Here is a 17109-nt window from a genome sequence, read left to right as displayed (position 1 = left end):
CTCCAAGCAATATTAGAAAATTGATATACTATTGATATACATGCGTCCTCATGATATTCAACTTATATGTAAACGAATTACGAGGGTGTTCCAATGACAATCGTACCCGTTAGGTCCGCGGACTTAGAGGCCATAGAAATATCGTGGTTCTCAGCATTATGTTCGGATGATTATCAGTTTCTTGGTGTACCTGACGGGGATTTAAGGTCTAGTTGGGAACATTGCCGCGATATCCTTTTAGAGGCGGAAAGCCAAGGTTTTCGAAATATATTATGCCCTTCGTCCTACCAGGTTGGACAGGATACCCTTAGTTTTGTTGCGGGCTGTGCCCCCTTAACGTCTAAAATTAATATGTTGGCAGCAATAAGATGTGGTGAAATGCAGCCCATTATGCTTGCCCGCACCGTTGCCACTTTGGATCATATGCTTAAGGGTCGGTTGACGCTAAATATTATTAGTTCTGACTTTCCGGGAGAGGTTGCGGAAAGTACCTATAGATACCAGCGATCAAGAGAAGTTGTTGAAATCCTGAAACAGGCCTGGATGCAAGATACGATCTCTATCGATGGACAGGTTTACCAGTTTGAAAATGTACCTACCGAACCAGCAAAACCCTATCAGACAAATGGGCCTTTGTTATATTTTGGAGGATATTCGCCGCCAGCGCTCGATTTGTGCGGAGAACACTGTGATGTGTATCTTATGTGGCCAGAAACAAAGGACATGCTGGCAGAGCGCATGAAGGCTGTGCACAGTGTCGCTGAAAAGTATGATCGTGTCATTGATTATGGTTTGCGTGCCCATGTCATTGTTCGTGATACAGAGCAGGAAGCCCGGGAATATGCGGAATATATCGTCAGTAAGTTAGATGATGAATACGGTAAATTAATTCGCGACCGTGCGCATGATAGCATTAGTCTGGGTGTTTCTCATCAGGCAAGAGCAAGAGAACTTGCAGATATTTACGGATATGTAGAACCACATCTTTGGACTGGTATTGGTCGAGCACGTTCTGGCTGCGGCGCAGCGATTGTGGGTTCTGCCGATCAGGTTTTATCAGAACTGGAGGAGTATCAGAATATGGGTATTCGGGCTTTTATCTTGTCTGGATATCCACACATTGAAGAATGCAAATTGTTTGGGAAATATGTCATGCCGGATCTGAAGACATGCTCTTTGCCTGACGTGTATGGTAAAGTGCCAACTATGCCCCCGCAAACGCCTCTTGGTACAGGAATAAGAGTATAATGGAAAGAGTTCAACTTGCTGACAAACTGAATATATCCCGTATTGTCTACGGTATGTGGCGCATCGGTGATGACGTTGATACTTCGCCTTCGCATATCCAGGCTAAAATCGAAGCATGCTTAGAGCAAGGTATCAGTACAATCGATCAAGCCGATATATATGGCGGCTATATGGCCGAGGAGATGCTGGGTAACTGCCTTAAGGCTGCGCCTCAATTAAAGGGTCAAATTGAAATTGTAACGAAGTGCGATATCGTTGCTCCTGTTGGACGATATTCAGATCGGCGCGTGAAATATTATGATACCAGCCGCAGCCATATTTTACAGTCTGTAGACCAGTCCTTGTCGTTGATGAATATTGACTGCATTGATTTGTTGCTCATCCATCGACCTGATCCGTTTATGAACCATCATGAAACTGGGGCTGCCTTGGACGAAGTTGTGGCATCCGGTAAGGTTAAGGCTGTTGGCGTATCAAACTTCAAGTCGCATGATTGGTCATTGCTTTCCAGTGCTATGAATACAGAACTTGTCACTAATCAGATCGAAATAAGCCTTGCAGCGAACGATGCTTTTACCAACGGCGATATAGCATATCTGCAAGAACGAAATGTGAAGCCAATGGCCTGGTCGCCGCTTGGTGGTGGTAGTTTGTTTAATCAATCGAGCGCCGAACTGAATAGCTTACTCGAGCGGATGGCATCAGCGAATGACGTGGATATCGCGGCTGTTGCGGTTGCGTGGCTATTAGCGCACCCATCCGGTATCATTCCGGTCATGGGCACGAATACACTTGAGCGTATAAAGACGTTTTCTAAAGCCTTTGATGTCAACATAGATCGTCAAACCTGGTTTGAGCTATATTCGACAGCAAATGGTTATGAGGTTCCTTAAATAGCTTTTAAATTCCCTGAGTAGTCATTCATCAGGCTGGATGCCAATCAACATAAAAAGGAAACCTGTGTGACTGGTGCTGAACTTATATTAACTTTGGTAACGTGTGTTGTTTTGATGGCGCTCGTTGCATGGGTTTCTTATGTTTATACTCGCGGTAGCACACAGTCGAAGGATGGCTATTTCCTTGCAGGCCGGAATTTAAGTGGCCTATTCATTGCGGGTTCGCTGCTTTTAACAAATTTATCCGCTGAACAACTTATCGGCCTTAATGGCTCTGCGTATGGGTTCAATCTTTCAAGTATGGCATGGGAAGTAACGGCAGCGGTTTCAACGATTGCTATGGCAATTATTTTTCTCCCCAAATATCTCGCGGGTGCTTTTACGACGCTACCAGAATTCCTCAGAAACAGGTTTGACCCTCAGGTCCAGCAAATGTCGTTGATATTGTTTATGCTTGGGTATGGGTTGGTTACTATTCCCTCGGTCCTCTATTCAGGGTCAATTGCTGTTATCAAATTATTTGACGTTCCTGAACTGTTGGGTGTTGGTCAATTTGAAGCGCTTATCATTACAGTACTTGCGATTGGTTGTGTTGGCTCGGTTTACGCGATTTTTGGTGGGCTGAAGGCGGTTGCTGTATCTGATACTTTGAACGGTATTGGGTTATTGATTGTTGGCATATTGGTGCCACTGTTGGGGCTTTATGCCCTTGGGGGAGGCAGTATATTAGACGGTATTGCCACGATAACTTCCGAGCATCCTGAAAAATTAAATGCCATAGGAGGGAAGGGTGACCCCACCCCCTTTGGGACGATTTTTACAGGTATGATTATGGCGAATCTTTTTTATTGGTGTACGAACCAATATGTTATTCAGCGTACATTGGCAGCACAAAATCTTGCCGAAGGGCAAAAAGGGGTTTTGTTTTCAGGCTTCCTAAAGCTGCTCGTCCCATTTTTTATGATGTTACCCGGTGTCATTGCCTTTCACCTTTATGGTGCGGGATTAACGTCGATCGACCTCGCGTATCCACAGTTGATCCGTGATCTCTTCCCTATATGGTTGATGGGTTTTTTCCTCGCGGTTCTATTGGGTGCAGTGTTTAGCTCGTTTAATTCGCTGTTGAACAGTGCTGCTACACTATTTTGCCTGGATATTTATACGCCGCTTAAGGGTGGGAAAGTTAGTGAGCATGAGACTGTTCGTATGGCGAAGATTGTTAGTGTCATTATGGCGATTTTCTCGTTCATAGTGGCACCGCTTCTATATTTTGCTCCTGAGGGTTTATGGCAGATTATTAGAATTTTTACTGGGTTTTATAATATTCCAATTGTGGTGATTGTGTTGGTTGGGCTGTTTAGTAAACGCATTCCAGCGATAGGCGCTAAAATGGTCATTATTTTCCATGTGATTGCATATGGCCTGCTGAAATTTGCCTTGGATGATTACGTTACGCTGCACTTCCTGCATTTATATGCGCTTCTGTTTACAGTTGAAGTTGGAATTATGCTGCTGGCTGGATATCTTAGACCAAGGCCTGACCCCTGGGTGTTCAAAAAGGTTGATATCGTGGACTTAACACCCTGGCGATACACGGTACCTGTGGCTTTTACATTATTTTCCGCTGTAGTTTTGATTTATGTTTTATTCTCACCGATAGGACTAGCGGGCAATAATTTAGGCTTACTTTTTTACCTCATTAATGGCGGGGTATTGCTGTTGAATGTGAGTGTGTGGTGGCGCGCAATCTCTACGCATCAAAACGCATAAAGTATTGCAATATATACCACTTAATAATGTTTTTGGCAGGCATTAATAACGGCGGAGCAGTTTTAAAACCTCGCTGGGGAATAGGGCATTTCTGATATTATACGTTTTTTGTCAGTCATAATTTCTGAAATCAAGCGCCCTGTCGCTGGCGCAAGCATGACACCCATCATACCATGGCCGGTCGCGATAAATGCGTTCCCAGTGTTTTCCAGTCGACCAATTATAGGCAAGCCATCATAAGACATTGGCCGCCAGCCGAACCATCCTTTTGATGTTTGTTCAGGTAGGGCGTCTTTGAAGTAGGGGGCAATGTTTGAGTGAAGTTGTTGAATTCTGTGGTCTGGAATGTCCGTGTTAAAGCCAACAAATTCCATCATCGATCCGATACGAAGGTGATCCTTAAACGGGGTAAGCGCAATGTTTTCTTCGGGAAATACAATCGACGTTTTTGGTGCGACAGTCGTTTTTGGAAAAGTAATAGAATATCCCTTTCCAGGAATTACAGGCACCGAACAATTAAGCATTTTTGCTAATTGACCAGAGAAAGCCCCCGTTGCGATGACTAGCTGCTCCACCTCGATATCACCGGATGTTGTCATTAACTTTGAAACTTGATCGTTAGTGCGCTCGAAATTGATTACATGGCAGTTTTCAACAAATGTAACGCCGTGTTCTCTTAGCTTTTGTGTCCAGGTATGGATCAGCTTTTCAGGTCTTAAATGTGCATCTTGTTTATACAGAAAGCCGCCAGTCAGTGATGTGTCTAGGGATGGGTCAAAACTTTGTAGTGCATTAGGGTCGAGGTAATCCGCCTTCAATTTGAAATTTTCGCTAAGATATTCATCGGTTTTGGAAAACTGGTCGAGGGATTTCTGATCTTTAAATAGATATAAAAGCCCTGATTTTTGCCAATCGCAATCGAGTGCCTCAGAATTTATAATATCCTCATACTCAGCTATTGAAAGCTCAAGGATAGACTGTAAATGGTGCGTGGCTGATAACACGTGCTTTGAAGAACAATGGCGGGCAAAACTCCACATCCAGCTTATGAAGTTTAAATTAAGTTGGGGTTTTACCCTAAAAGCAGAAGACCGATCAAATAGTGACAGAAAACCTGTTTTTAAGGCGCTAGCAGAGTTTAATGGCAATATATGGCTTGGTAAAATATGCCCGCAGTTTCCCGCAGAGCATCCGCCACCAATTGTTTTGCTATCCAGAACAACAACTTTTTTCCCTTCGCGAGCGAGATAGTGGGCGCATGCCAGCCCAATGATACCTGCACCAATAATTACAACGGAATTGTCTGATCTGTTACGGGTCATGGTATTCCAAGTCTAAAGGGGTCATTATCCTCAAAGATGAGCGTTGTTTCACCACAGATATGGGCAGTGCCTGTTATCATCGGAATAATTCCACCATCCTTATTCCTTGTGTATGAGGCTTCAAATATACTCCCAACAATGCTTTCCTGCTTCCATGCATCACCGGGGTTTAACTTTCCATCCTCTGCTAGGCACGCAATCTTTGCGCTGGTTCCCGTGCCGCAGGGTGATCTGTCGTACGCCCCGCCTGGGCACATGACAAAATTTTTGCTATCGACACCCTTGAGAGTAGAAGGGCCGAAAAATTCGATATGATCAATTTCTGTACCATCTTCCCCAGTTATGCCTTGGGCAGCCAAAGCTCGTCGTATCTTTAATGATTGATATGTAAGGTCAGGAATGTTTTGAGAGGTTAAAGCGGTTGGTGCTTTGCTGATGAGGAAAAACCAGTTTCCACCCCAGGCTATATCACCAGTCACACTGCCTAGTTCCGGCACGTTCACACACACATCTTTCCTGAACCGATAACTTTCAACATTTTCAATGCTAACCTTATGGTTGCCCAGATATCTAGCTGTAACGACGCCAACCGGAGTTTCAATTTTATGTATGCCTTCGCTAATTTTTCCCATGTAAACGAGTGTATTGATGAGACCGATGGTGCCGTGGCCACACATCCCTAAATACCCGGCTGTATTATAGAAAATAACACCAGCTGTATGTTCAGGGTTAAGGGGTTCGCACAAGAGTGCACCAACCGCAGCATCAGAACTACGAGGTTCCCTGATTGTCATCGTGCGAATGTGATCGAACTCGTTGGCAAATTTTTCGCAGCGTTGTGCCATAGATCCATTGCCTAAATCCGGACCACCTTCAATGACGACCCGGGTTGGCTCGCCGCCTGTGTGAGAGTCAATAACGCGCATGGCTCCACCTAACTTGTTTTACTCGGTGTCTTTCCGGGCCAGCTATCCCACCAGTTTCTAAATTGCTGCCAAGCTTGCTCGATGAAAGCTCTTTGTGAGCTCGTAAGGTGATCATCACTATTCAATTGATATTGATATTCTGGGCTTCCTTCCAGAACCATCAGGTGCTTGTAGTATAAAACTAAGTCAGGCCCTTCATCGAATGTTGATAATACATGCAGGGCGGTATCGAGTTCATAAGCAAGTTTGCGTGCTGTAGCATCCCCTTTGGCTGCCTCTTCACAGAGTTCAACCAGTCGAAGTACTTCTTTGGGAAGAGCGTTTCCAACACCTGTGATAGCGCCGCCCGCCCCGCAATTGACAAATCCATGAAACGCTTGCGTATCAACGCCAACCATTAAAATAAGGTCATCGCTTCCTGAGGTAATATTTTCTGCCGCATACGTCATTGACTGTGCGCCGCCGAATTCTTTGAAACCAATCAGGTTTGAATTTTCATCGCGCAATTTAAAAAACAGATCAGCTTTCGTCTCATAGCCGTAATATGGGCTGTTATAGATCACAGACGGAAGGTTCGGTGCAGCCTGTAAAACGGCTGTAAAATGATTGTACTGTGCAATAGGTGAAATCCCGCGGGATAGAACACGCGGAATAACCATAAGCCCCGCAGCCCCCACCTTAGCGCCGTGCGCCGCAATTGCAGCAGCACGTTTTGTGTTTTGTGCACCTGTCCCAACGATAACAGGAACGCCAGCGCCGCAAAGGGCTTTCACACCCGTCATACGTTCCTCATCACTAAGAAGTGGCCAATCGCCCATCGAACCACAATAAACGACAGCGCTCATGCCAGCATCAATAAGGTCTTTGCCTTTGCGCGCAAGGGCATCAAAATCAGGGGTGCCTGATTTATCGCACGGCGTCATTAAAGCGGGAATACAGCCTGAAAATACGCTATTGTCTATCATCACAAACGTCCTCTTAATGATGGTGATCTATGAATGGAAGTTATCATCATGCTAAGAAAACGTCTTGACAATAATCAGGTATCAAACTTTATTTTTTGCATAAAATGAAATATGTAAAATACCTAATGATCGATTTACAAGCACAGAATAAAAGCTATTGGCCAACAGAAGAATTATTTGACTGTTTGATAGATACTGTTTTTTTTGTCAAAGACATGCTGGGGAAATATGTCGTTGTGAATGAAACTTTAGTCCGTAGGTGTGGGTTAAAATCTAAAAGTGATTTGATTGGAAGAAAACCGTCCGACTTGCAGGGGCACTCTTTGGGGGCTGATTATGAGGCGCAAGACGATAATGTTTTATCGAACGGCGTTTCTATTGTTAATCAGTTAGAACTTCACACCTATCCAAATCGATCAATTGGATGGTGTATGACCAATAAGTATCCGCTTTATGATGACAAAGGGGGCATTGTCGGCCTCGCAGGAATATCTCAGGATTTAAGGGCACCGGATAAAACGCATGATGATTATGATAAACTAAAATCTGTTGTTGAGTATGTTGAACACAATCTAAATAGTGCGCCTTGTCTTGGTGATTTATGTAGGATTTCTAATCTTTCCCAATACCAGTTAGATCGGCGTATGCGTCAGGTTTTTGGGCTAACAACCGGGCAATGGGTCTTGAAAATGCGACTGGATTACGCAAGCCAGCAATTACAATTGACGGATATTCCGATAGTGCAGGTCGCCAGCAACATTGGTTATGAAGACCAAAGTGCTTTCAGTCGTCAGTTCAGAAGGGCTACGGGGTTTTCGCCACTAGCGTTTCGTAAATTTGGCAAGCGTTGAGGTTTTTCGTAATCTGTTGTGACTGCGCTGCGGTATTCAATTGCACTTCATCAAGCAGAGTTTGGATGCAGGAAAGGCGCGCAATTGCACGCCTCTCGTTGTTTCTGAAATTATAATCTTGGTTTAAAGTGATGGAATTTCCGCACCCGGTGCCCACGGAGCACCTGCATCAATTAATTTCGCTTCAAACGCAGGAAGTGTTGTCTTCATCAATGTGTTGATGCGATTCCTAACATCAGCAAAATCAGCCTCTGCATATCCAACGACTTCAAGGTGTGTTTTTGTTGGTCCATAGGTTGACTGACCAGTTCCGACCATCGCTTTACCAAGGCGGCTCTGGATCGTTTCCTTAACAGCCCCAAATCCGCGGCCTACAGTACGATTACCGTTCAGAAGGGCATCAAGTTCATGAACTTCGGTTCGAATTGCCTGCCATTCATTGTCCAAAGCGTCTGGCGTAGAACGTGAGTTCTCTAATGCTGCTTTCAGGCCACTTAGACGACGATCAAGATTGCCTAGCGCAGTATTCGCTGCGCTGACACCGCGCTGAAGCTTCGATAGGCGATCCCAGAAAGCAACCGTTTCTGCTGGTTCTGCTCCTTTAAGAGCACCACTTCTAAGGGGTGTAACCTCGAAGGTTTCGGGGCCTGCGAGAACAGTTGTCTCACCACGAACTCGTTTCGACAGCGTTACATTATATTCGCCCGGAACTACAAGGAAACCGCTACCACCTGCTTGGCCGTTGTTGCCAACAGCGGACTGTGAAGGTGTGCGTAGATCCCATGCGATGCGGTGGAAACCTTTTTTGGTATCACCTTTGATGCGTCGCATGACATTGCCGTCGCTATCTTTAACCGTTAGCCAAACTTCCGGCGGTGTTTCGCGGCGTTCTTCTTCTACTACATCAAAGCCGGGGAACGGCGTGTTCTTACCGTCTTTGATAAGCGGTTTTTCACGGTCCTGGCGTTCCTGACGGGCTGTTTTCAGGTCGTCTTTCAAGTAGTAAGTGAAGTTTGCCCCAAAATCAGGATTTGGTGCACGGAACAGGTTGTTACCCTGTGATGCGCCCTCGGAGAAACCAAGTGGGTGGCGCTCGATATACCACCAGGCTTTGCGGCCACCGAATAAAAGCGCATCTTTATCAAGGTCGTCTTTATCAAGGTTTCTGAGTGGTGTGTAATCATCAAGGATGAAAATACCGCGTCCAAAGCTACCGGCAACCAGATCGTTTTCACGGCGCTGGATCACAACATCACGGTATGAGATAGTTGGTGACCCACCAGTAAGCTCTACCCATTTATCACCGCCGTCGATTGTGAAGAAAATACCGAATTCAGTCGCGAGAAATAAGAGATTTGGATCAACATGATCCTGCACGATCCGCCACACAAGGTGACGATCTTCCAGATTAGCGGTCATAGACTTCCAAGAGCGACCTTTGTTGGTACTCTTGAGGAGGTATGGTTTGTAGTCACCGTACTTATGGTTATCAAGTGCCACATAAACCGTATTCGGGTCATGAAGGTCAGCGCGGATGTCGTTGACGAACGCTGTATCAGGAACGCCGGGCAGATCACCAACCTCTGTTTTACGCCATGTTTGACCGCCATCGGTTGTTACCTGAATAAGACCATCATCAGTGCCAACATAAAGCGTGTTCTCATCAAGGGGCGATTCACCCACAGATGTGATGCTGTTATAGTTTGACATGGCTAGAAGGTCCCAACCCGCTTCCCAAGACCACTGGCGATCCATAACAGGAAGCAGCATCCGGTCCTGATTGCGGGTAAGGTCTGGCGAAATTGGTGTCCAGCTATCGCCGCGGTCGTTCGAGCGCCACAGGCGCTGTGACGCATGATAGATACGCTTAGGGTCGTGTGCACTCACATAAATCGGTGCATCCCAGTTAAAGCGCTCTGCCGGGTCACCTGGCTTTGGCTGCGGTTGGATGTGCACGACCTCACCAGTTTTTCGGTCTGCACGGACGAGGTTACCTTGCTGCCAATGCGAATACACGATATCCGGATTGCCGGGTTCGGTTGCTGGCTGGTGCCCGTCAGCAAAAAGTGTGATGAACCAGTCAGAATTTCGGATGCCATGACGGTTGTCTGTACGCGAGGGCGCTCCTTGTGTGGAGTTATCCTGTGTGCCGCCATAAACAAAATAAAATGGCTCTGCATCATCTGCTGCCACCTTGTAAAATTGTGTGACAGGCAGGTTCGAAATATAACGCCAGCTTGTTTCAGCGTCATGGCTTTCATAAAGACCACCATCAGAGCCAACGATCAGATAGTCTGGATCTGTTGGGTGGAACGCAACAGCGTGATCATCAACATGCTTATATTGAAGTTGAAGCGTGCGCCATGTTTTGCCGCCATCATCTGAAACCTGTGTCAGGTTGTTCGCGAGATAAATTTTGTCAAATTCGTGTGGGCTTGCGTATAGTTCCTGATAATAGTGTGGGCCAGTACCGCCAGCGACCATGTCAGACATTTTCGTCCAGCTTGCGCCGCGATCTTCAGATCGCCATAGACCACCTGTGCGTTGGTCCGTTTCAATCGCTGCATAAACAACGTCAGGGTTCATTGGTGATATCGCCATACCGGTTTTACCCAGGTTACCTTTGGGTAGTCCGTTAGTGAGCTTTGTCCAGGTCTCACCACCATCCTCTGACATGTGAAGACCGCTTTCTGGCCCAGCGCCGATGTATGCCGCGACGGTTCGTTGGTGCTGCCAAGTAGCGGCATAAAGGCGATTAGGATCACGTGGATCGATAACCATCGATGTTACGCCGGTCCAAGGGCCTTCAGCTAAAACATTTTTCCATGTTTTGCCGCCGTCTGTGGTTTTGAAAACACCGCGTTCGCCACCTTTCGACCAAAGCGGACCTTGGGATGCCACCCATACAGTGTTCGGGTCTTCCGGGTGAATGATGATTTCGGATATATGTTCAGACCCTTTTAGGCCCATGTTTTTCCAGGTTTTGCCACCATCTGCAGACCGATAGATACCGTCGCCAAACCCAATATGACGACCACCATTGTTTTCACCAGTACCAACCCAAATGACGTTTTTGTTGCTAGGGTCGATCGCGAGCGAGCCAATCGAATAGCTATTTTGACCATCAAAGATTGATTTCCAGGTTGTCCCAGCGTTCTCTGTTTTCCAAACACCGCCAGACGCGACAGAGACATACCATGTTGCTGGATCTGTCTGATCAATATCGATATCCGCGATCCGGCCAGACATGAAAGCAGGGCCAATATTACGCAGCTTAATGCCGCTAAAAGTTGCAGAAGAGAGCGGACCTTCGTCTTTTTTGGAATCTTTCTGTGCGTATGCGCTAGGCGCGAATGCCATGCTGGTTGCTGCCATATAGGCCGGTACTAGAAATGATGCGGTAAGCCATTTCTTCAGTCGTGGCTTGATGGACTGGTTTGTCATATAATCCTCCCGTTAGGCTCGTGACATAGACCGATAAAATTTATAAATGTTTTGGAGTATTGTTTGGCATCAGCTTTCTAAAAGCTGAATTTGATCGCGCTATAACATAACCCCTAACCCACTGCGCCGCAGTTTTACATATTCTATTCTATGAGGCAATTCTGATGCATATCACTTATTCTTGTTGTCGATAGAATTGGATAAAATGCATACCGGCATAAAAATAATATAGACAGAAGATAGTTAGTGAATAAATCCACGATACTTTTAATCATTGCTTTTAGTATTAGGTAAACACTCAACTGATAGCCGAACAGGGTTACAAGCAACGACACTTTGTCCTTTGTTTTCCACATAATAATTGCCCCATTCGTGCCGCGGAAGATAATAATCTGTAGAAATATAGTGCGCACCTGATGCAAAGGCCGCTTCGCGCCTTTGCGTTTCATTCATACGCGCTTCTTTGGTATCTGCGTCAGCGCGTGTTCTAACGATAAAGCCATGTTTTACGAGCTGTTGGATATGGGCTTGTTGTTCAACCGGGTTATTTACCGTGAAATATGCCGCGTGATCGGCATCAGTGCTTATGCTATTTACAAAAATGGGTAGACCTTCTAGCGATTTCTTGCCTCTCATGTATTTTTTAACGATTTCCGGTCTCGCGTCTAAGGCAAACATAACTCTTCCCCGTGCCGCTTCAAACATTGGCCAGTTATCTGCGACGACCGCTTCGCGTAATGTTGGGTAAGAACCGCGAACATGGTCTGGTGTGATTAAATCATTATGGCTGAAAACCTCTAAGGTTTCACGGTCAAGGTCATCAAAAGCCTCCTCTGTGAATTTGAGAGGAACAACAGTTCCCGGAATATCGAGCTTACTGTCTTTTGTGTTCAATAAAATCAGGATAGGGGCATGATCAGGACGGTTTATTGACCAGTTCCTGATTTGTGTAAGACACTCAATAAAAAGCAAGCAACTGGATCGGGGGTCAACGTCTTGTGCATGCATAACCTTATAGCCAGGGCTAGCAAGCTTCGTTGCATCATACTCTTTCGCACCGGGTAATAGGGAAGTGATACGCGGTAATAAAGGATCGCTGTAAAGTCCACCGTTTGGGTCATAATAAATATCAATCTCCAGCTGTCGCATGCCAAGATCAAGTTGGTCAGAGAGGGGTAGATGCGAATAATCAAGTGCTTTTGCAGCATCCTCTGACGATTGCCTTATAAGGGCCATTTCAACATGCGGAACAGACTGTTTATAGCTGTTATGGGAGCCAACAGCCTGAATGTCATTTAGCTTGAGAGGATGAGACCGGGATGATGGCGGCCCCTCACTTTTTCCTCGCAGGCGGGAAATAAGGGGAGCTGATACATTCAAATCATAATGATTACCGTAGGGTGTGACAGTATGGAAAATAGTGTAATAGGCATAGGATACACCAATTGTGACACATGCTAGTAGTAATAAGATAAGTTTAGTGCGCATATGAAGACTTTGATAGACCTAGCAATTTTGGGGAGTAAGTAAATTTCATACTTAATATCATGACCGGGGACACCTATCTAAAACTAGCGTCGGCGCCCTCTGATAAGCACCTCAATATTGTCGGGGCGACCGTTCACAAAGTTTAACTGGGTTCGGCCATCCTGCCTCATGTTAACGCTCGCAGGTATCGAGCTCTCGGTTAAAACCCAGCCTGCTGGTAGAATGACGGTGTTTCTGGACCTGCCAAAACTACGGTCCCATAAAAATTCGTCTTTATTGGTCAGGAAATATCGGCCAGCGTCTGTGTAAGTTTCCTCAATTCGAAGTAGTTTGCTTTGGCCGGTTTCAACAGGATCAAACCAGATTGCTACAAGTTCGGTTTTGTTAGTAACGGGTTCGCCTATATCAATCCCGCGATTAGTGATCTCTTCGCCGTGCAGTGTCTCAACTTTCAGGACCTCGCCGGTATCGAGTATTTTCGCTGATGGATTAGAGGCCTTGCTGCCCGGACGCACCACATTAAGATAACGGTCTATACCTTCGCGTTTTTCCTCATAATCGTGATAAAGGCGGAAGGAGTTACTTTCAGGTTCTTGGAGGAAATAAAATATATCGCGTGTCTGTGAGGCGCGTTGAGGGATATCATAATCAACTCTAGCGACATCGCGCGTGGACGTTTGTTTGTTTGAATTTGTGCTCGTTTTATCCAGTTTGACCGACAAAATACCGGCTTGAATTGGACGTGCTTTCACTTCATAAGGAACGCCGATGGTGCCCGGATTTATGAAGCTAAGTTCAAGCCTGCCATCCTCGCGTAAAATAACCTGGGATGGGTAGTTAACTGAAATCAGCTCGTAGTTAAGCGGAAGAATAACAGAATTTCGCTTTACACCTAATGTGCGGGAAAAAATAAGAGTACCGTCCTTTTCAAAGTAGCTTTTAGCATCTTTGTAGGTTTTATCGATCAAAAGCCTGCCGCGCCCTTCATTTGGGACAGGGCGATTAAGATCAACGCGTATATACTGAAAGTCGGGCTGTGCGTTTGGAATAAGTCCGCTTCCTTTTGCGTCATTTCCGTCCACGATAGCCCAGTTAAGGTTTTCACCACTCATTCGGTCATAAACACCGTGTACGTCGGGCTCGCTACCTGGCCTGATTTGATTATAAAAGCGGGTGGCACCTTCACGTGTTGCACTGACGTAATAATAGATACGGAAACTTTGTGAGGTGGGGGCAAGAAGTTCATAGCGAGTGAAGGCATCAGCCTGCGTCTGCTGTGCCAGTGTAGGTGCTGTGAAAAACATGATCACGGTTAAGACTGTAGCAGTATATGCAAATAGTCTATTGGATGCCTTCTTTATCATAATCATAGTTATTTCTCCCCACATGTAAGTTTACCGATTGATAAGCTGTCATGTTATCAGTGATTGATACAAAAAAGGGCGGAATTTGATCCGCCCTTTAGTGGTTGTTTTAATTAGTATCGAGTGCTTCCAAAATTTTACTAGCCAAATTCTGGAAATGAATGCCTGTAATGGAATTCGCATTCTTTGATGCTGCTTTACTCAGGTCTTTTTCCAGCTTGCTGAGTGTTGCACGAGCCAGCGATCTATATTCTTCGCTAACAGCATCCTTTGCACGGCCACTCGGTGCTTCTAAGCCATTGATGAGTATGTTGACCATCGTTGACTGAAGATTACGACGATAGGCCCCAACATTTGGCTTACGATCACTGACTTCCTCAAATACAGCCTCGCGAACATCGTTGTAAAGTGCAACAGGGCTATATACTTCGAGGCCTGCGGCTTCAAACTTTACAAGTCGATCTGCAACAGCAGGGGAAAGTAACCTGTTCAACGAGCGCGTACCGAAGCGTGAAACGGTATCGATATAAAAATCATATCCGACGCGCTGAAGAACGGCTTCGTTTTTCCAGAATGAAGGTAGTTTGAATGCGTTTTGAGCGATAAAATTCATTGCTTCACGTTGTTTTGCCAACGGGTATGTGGAATAGACTTCGGTATTTCCATGGCCCTGTGCAAGCTCGTTATGATAGGTTGCGGAACCAATATATTTGGTTACGTGACCAAGTTCACGAGCAAACTGTGATGCAAGTGCGCTGTATGCAACCTTGATCTCATCATAGGTCATGCCGTCTTCATATGTGGCAGCATCAACGATGTTAGCCATGATCCGCTCAAGGTTTTTCATACCAAGTGATGTTGCCTTAATCGCATCATTACCAATGTCTTCGGTTTGAATACGTGGGTCATAGGCAGCGCCAGCCGAATAGGAATCCCAGCGAAAAGCTTTATTCGTAAGCTGACGATCTGCGATTTTATTAAGTAAAGGAACTTCTTCGTCAGGACTTAAATTGCCCGGGAATTCCTTATAACCCCATTCGATAGCAAATTTATCATATGGTCCAGGAACATAGTCGATTGGTGAAACACCATCTTCTGGTTGGATAACATAATTAAACCGAGCGTAATCCATGATTGATGATGCAACACCGTTTTTCGCGACAAAATTGGGGTCGCGAAGCTGTTCGACAGTATATGCGTTCGAGCCAAGGAAGTTATGATGAAGGCCAATCGAATGACCAACCTCGTGGGCGACGACAAACCGAACAAGATCATGCATGACATCATCAGGAAGTGGTAGTTTTTTCGCGCGCGGGTCAGTTGCGCCAGCCTGTGCGAAATACCATTCTTCAATAAGCTTGATCACATTGTGGTACATGCGAACGTCAGCTTCAATGATCTCACCAGTGCGCGGGTCGGCAACATGTGGGCCCTGTGCGTTCGGAATGGTCGACGGTACCCAGCGGATTACCGCGTAACGGGCGTCTTCTGGGTCCCAATCAGGATCTTCTTCAACTGTAGGCGCCATTTTCGCGACGATAGCGTTTTTGAAGCCCGCTTGCTCGAAAGCTTCTTGCCAAAACTCGATACCTTCGCGGGTTGCTTCGATAAAGCGGGTTGGTGTGCCGCGGTCAATATACCATACAATTGGTTCTACTGGCTCGCTCAATTCAGCATTTGGGTCTTTTTTGACAAGGCGCCAGCGTTTGATGAACCGCTTGGTTTCTACCTTGTTTTTCTGTCCGTTATAATCTGAATAACGACCGTCAAAGAAACCAACGCGGTGGTTAAAATAGCGAGGTTTCATCAGATCGTCAGGTAATGCCAGGATAGAGTGTCTGATTTCTGCGGTTACATTCTCTGTTTCTTTGCCGGCCTTGCGCGTAAATTTACCAAGAACACGTGCTTCAATATTGCGCTCGAACGCCTTTACGTTTTTAACCAGCGATGATTTTGCATCCATCTTGTCATCACGAAGCCCCTCCATTCCCTTGATTTTACCCAAGAAAATATCAGTTACATCAATAACCGGGGTTTTGTTTTCCCCAAATGTAACGATCGGGAATTTCGCCAACAACCCGTCAAGGTGCGCTGCATTAATAACGAACGTCTCAGGTTCGCCTTCCTTTTTGATCACGGAATGATCTTTGGCACGGAGGACTAAATTATCATCAATGCGCTCAAAATAGATATACTGACGTGCAGAATCCGCGCTAATCAGGCCTTTTGCTGTTTGAATACCTGCAACTTTGATCTGCCAAACGAATTCGCGGCCTAACTGCGCCTCAGGGATTTCAAAATATACTTTGCCGTCAACTTTGTGTGTTGTGAATACACCGACCTTCGTTACAGCCTTGTCAGTGATAACGTCTTCGTATTTTTTGATTTTTGATTTTTTCTTTTTTTCTTTTTTATCGTCTGCTTTTGCCGGTGCGTCTTGTTTTGCTGCCGGTTTCTCGGTTTTTTCCTGCAGTGAAGATTTTCCTAGCAGATCAGGTGATAAACCAAAATCAGAAGTTGCTGAAAGTGAAGTAGAAAGCGCCAGCATGCTTACGGCGCATGCCAGTTGGGTAATTTTATGCATAAAGCCCTCCAAAAGTGTCCCGTTGCGGAGGTTTTAATCAGAAACGCTTCAATTTGGAATGGCAGTCACGGAGTTGTGACAAAATCTAATCTATAGTTATAGAGGCGAACGAATGTTCTCAGCAAACAGTTAGGCGTAGATTGATCCATTTTCAGGTCGGCAGAATATATGCATTTTGGCCATCAACGTGAATGCATGGGCAATAAAGTCGCGTATAAAAAAATCTTGCATTCAATCACGAAAGTGTGAGA

Annotated in this window: 11 protein-coding genes; 4 read left to right on the top strand and 7 right to left on the bottom strand. The window is 45.6% G+C overall.

Annotated elements, in window-relative coordinates:
- Positions 1–93: 93 nt before the first annotated feature.
- The 3 genes from KFF44_RS13270 (at position 94) to KFF44_RS13260 (ending at position 3914) form a co-directional block, all read left to right on the top strand.
- Positions 94–1248 (top strand): LLM class flavin-dependent oxidoreductase, encoded by a 1155-nt coding sequence (locus KFF44_RS13270; protein ID WP_255934950.1) that lies wholly within the window; start codon positions 94–96, stop codon positions 1246–1248.
- Positions 1248–2141, top strand: coding sequence for an aldo/keto reductase family oxidoreductase (locus KFF44_RS13265; protein ID WP_255934949.1), 894 nt, complete (start codon positions 1248–1250; stop codon positions 2139–2141). The genes KFF44_RS13270 and KFF44_RS13265 overlap by 1 nt, the downstream gene beginning before the upstream one ends.
- 69 nt (positions 2142–2210) lie before the next feature.
- On the top strand, positions 2211–3914 hold the full coding sequence (locus KFF44_RS13260) for a solute:sodium symporter family transporter (RefSeq protein WP_255934948.1): 1704 nt from the start codon (positions 2211–2213) through the stop codon (positions 3912–3914).
- A gap of 62 nt (positions 3915–3976) precedes the next feature.
- On the opposite strand, the gene KFF44_RS13255 is transcribed toward KFF44_RS13260, so the two are convergent.
- Genes KFF44_RS13255 through KFF44_RS13245 form a run of 3 tightly spaced genes read right to left on the bottom strand, consistent with a single transcriptional unit; the run spans position 3977 to position 7127 of the window.
- Positions 3977–5236, bottom strand: a complete 1260-nt coding sequence (locus KFF44_RS13255) for an FAD-binding oxidoreductase (RefSeq protein WP_255934947.1) — start codon at positions 5234–5236, stop codon at positions 3977–3979.
- Positions 5233–6162 carry a proline racemase family protein gene (locus KFF44_RS13250; protein WP_255934946.1) on the bottom strand — a complete coding sequence of 310 codons (930 nt, stop codon included), beginning with the start codon at positions 6160–6162 and terminating at the stop codon, positions 5233–5235. Before KFF44_RS13250 ends, KFF44_RS13255 begins: the two co-directional genes overlap by 4 nt.
- Before the next feature lie 8 nt (positions 6163–6170).
- On the bottom strand, positions 6171–7127 hold the full coding sequence (locus KFF44_RS13245; protein WP_255934945.1) for a dihydrodipicolinate synthase family protein: 957 nt from the start codon (positions 7125–7127) through the stop codon (positions 6171–6173).
- A gap of 125 nt (positions 7128–7252) precedes the next feature.
- Between KFF44_RS13245 and KFF44_RS13240 the strand changes: the two genes are divergently transcribed.
- Positions 7253–7978 (top strand): AraC family transcriptional regulator, encoded by a 726-nt coding sequence (locus tag KFF44_RS13240; protein WP_255934944.1) that lies wholly within the window; start codon positions 7253–7255, stop codon positions 7976–7978.
- Positions 7979–8101: 123 nt separating this feature from the next.
- On the opposite strand, the gene KFF44_RS13235 is transcribed toward KFF44_RS13240, so the two are convergent.
- The 4 genes from KFF44_RS13235 to KFF44_RS13220 form a co-directional block, all read right to left on the bottom strand.
- Complete coding sequence (locus tag KFF44_RS13235; RefSeq protein ID WP_255934943.1) at positions 8102–11422, bottom strand: glycosyl hydrolase; 3321 nt, start codon at positions 11420–11422, stop codon at positions 8102–8104.
- A 267-nt stretch (positions 11423–11689) separates the two neighbouring features.
- The gene (locus KFF44_RS13230; RefSeq protein ID WP_255934942.1) at positions 11690–12910 is read right to left on the bottom strand and encodes a phosphatidylinositol-specific phospholipase C1-like protein; all 1221 of its coding nucleotides are present in this window, start codon (positions 12908–12910) and stop codon (positions 11690–11692) included.
- Positions 12911–12993: 83 nt separating this feature from the next.
- Complete coding sequence (locus KFF44_RS13225; protein WP_255934941.1) at positions 12994–14280, bottom strand: hypothetical protein; 1287 nt, start codon at positions 14278–14280, stop codon at positions 12994–12996.
- Positions 14281–14383: 103 nt separating this feature from the next.
- The gene (locus KFF44_RS13220) at positions 14384–16858 is read right to left on the bottom strand and encodes a zinc-dependent metalloprotease (protein ID WP_255934940.1); all 2475 of its coding nucleotides are present in this window, start codon (positions 16856–16858) and stop codon (positions 14384–14386) included.
- Between the last annotated feature and the right edge of the window lie 251 nt (positions 16859–17109).

It is taken from the genome of Kordiimonas sp. SCSIO 12610, from assembly GCF_024398015.1.
In the GTDB taxonomy this organism is placed as follows: Bacteria; Pseudomonadota; Alphaproteobacteria; order Sphingomonadales; family Kordiimonadaceae; genus CANLMI01.
This window is presented reverse-complemented; position numbering and strand designations above follow the sequence as displayed.

Excerpts from the sequence above, each read along its gene's own strand:
- KFF44_RS13270 (WP_255934950.1), top strand. The coding sequence starts at position 94 with ATGACAATCGTACCCGTTAGGTCCGCGGACTTAGAGGCCATAGAAATA.
- KFF44_RS13265 (WP_255934949.1), top strand. The coding sequence starts at position 1,248 with ATGGAAAGAGTTCAACTTGCTGACAAACTGAATATATCCCGTATTGTC.
- KFF44_RS13255 (WP_255934947.1), bottom strand. The coding sequence starts at position 5,236 with ATGACCCGTAACAGATCAGACAATTCCGTTGTAATTATTGGTGCAGGT.
- KFF44_RS13250 (WP_255934946.1), bottom strand. The coding sequence starts at position 6,162 with ATGCGCGTTATTGACTCTCACACAGGCGGCGAGCCAACCCGGGTCGTC.
- KFF44_RS13245 (WP_255934945.1), bottom strand. The coding sequence starts at position 7,127 with ATGATAGACAATAGCGTATTTTCAGGCTGTATTCCCGCTTTAATGACG.
- KFF44_RS13240 (WP_255934944.1), top strand. The coding sequence starts at position 7,253 with ATGATCGATTTACAAGCACAGAATAAAAGCTATTGGCCAACAGAAGAA.
- KFF44_RS13235 (WP_255934943.1), bottom strand. The coding sequence starts at position 11,422 with ATGACAAACCAGTCCATCAAGCCACGACTGAAGAAATGGCTTACCGCA.
- KFF44_RS13230 (WP_255934942.1), bottom strand. The coding sequence starts at position 12,910 with ATGCGCACTAAACTTATCTTATTACTACTAGCATGTGTCACAATTGGT.
- KFF44_RS13225 (WP_255934941.1), bottom strand. The coding sequence starts at position 14,280 with ATGATTATGATAAAGAAGGCATCCAATAGACTATTTGCATATACTGCT.
- KFF44_RS13220 (WP_255934940.1), bottom strand. The coding sequence starts at position 16,858 with ATGCATAAAATTACCCAACTGGCATGCGCCGTAAGCATGCTGGCGCTT.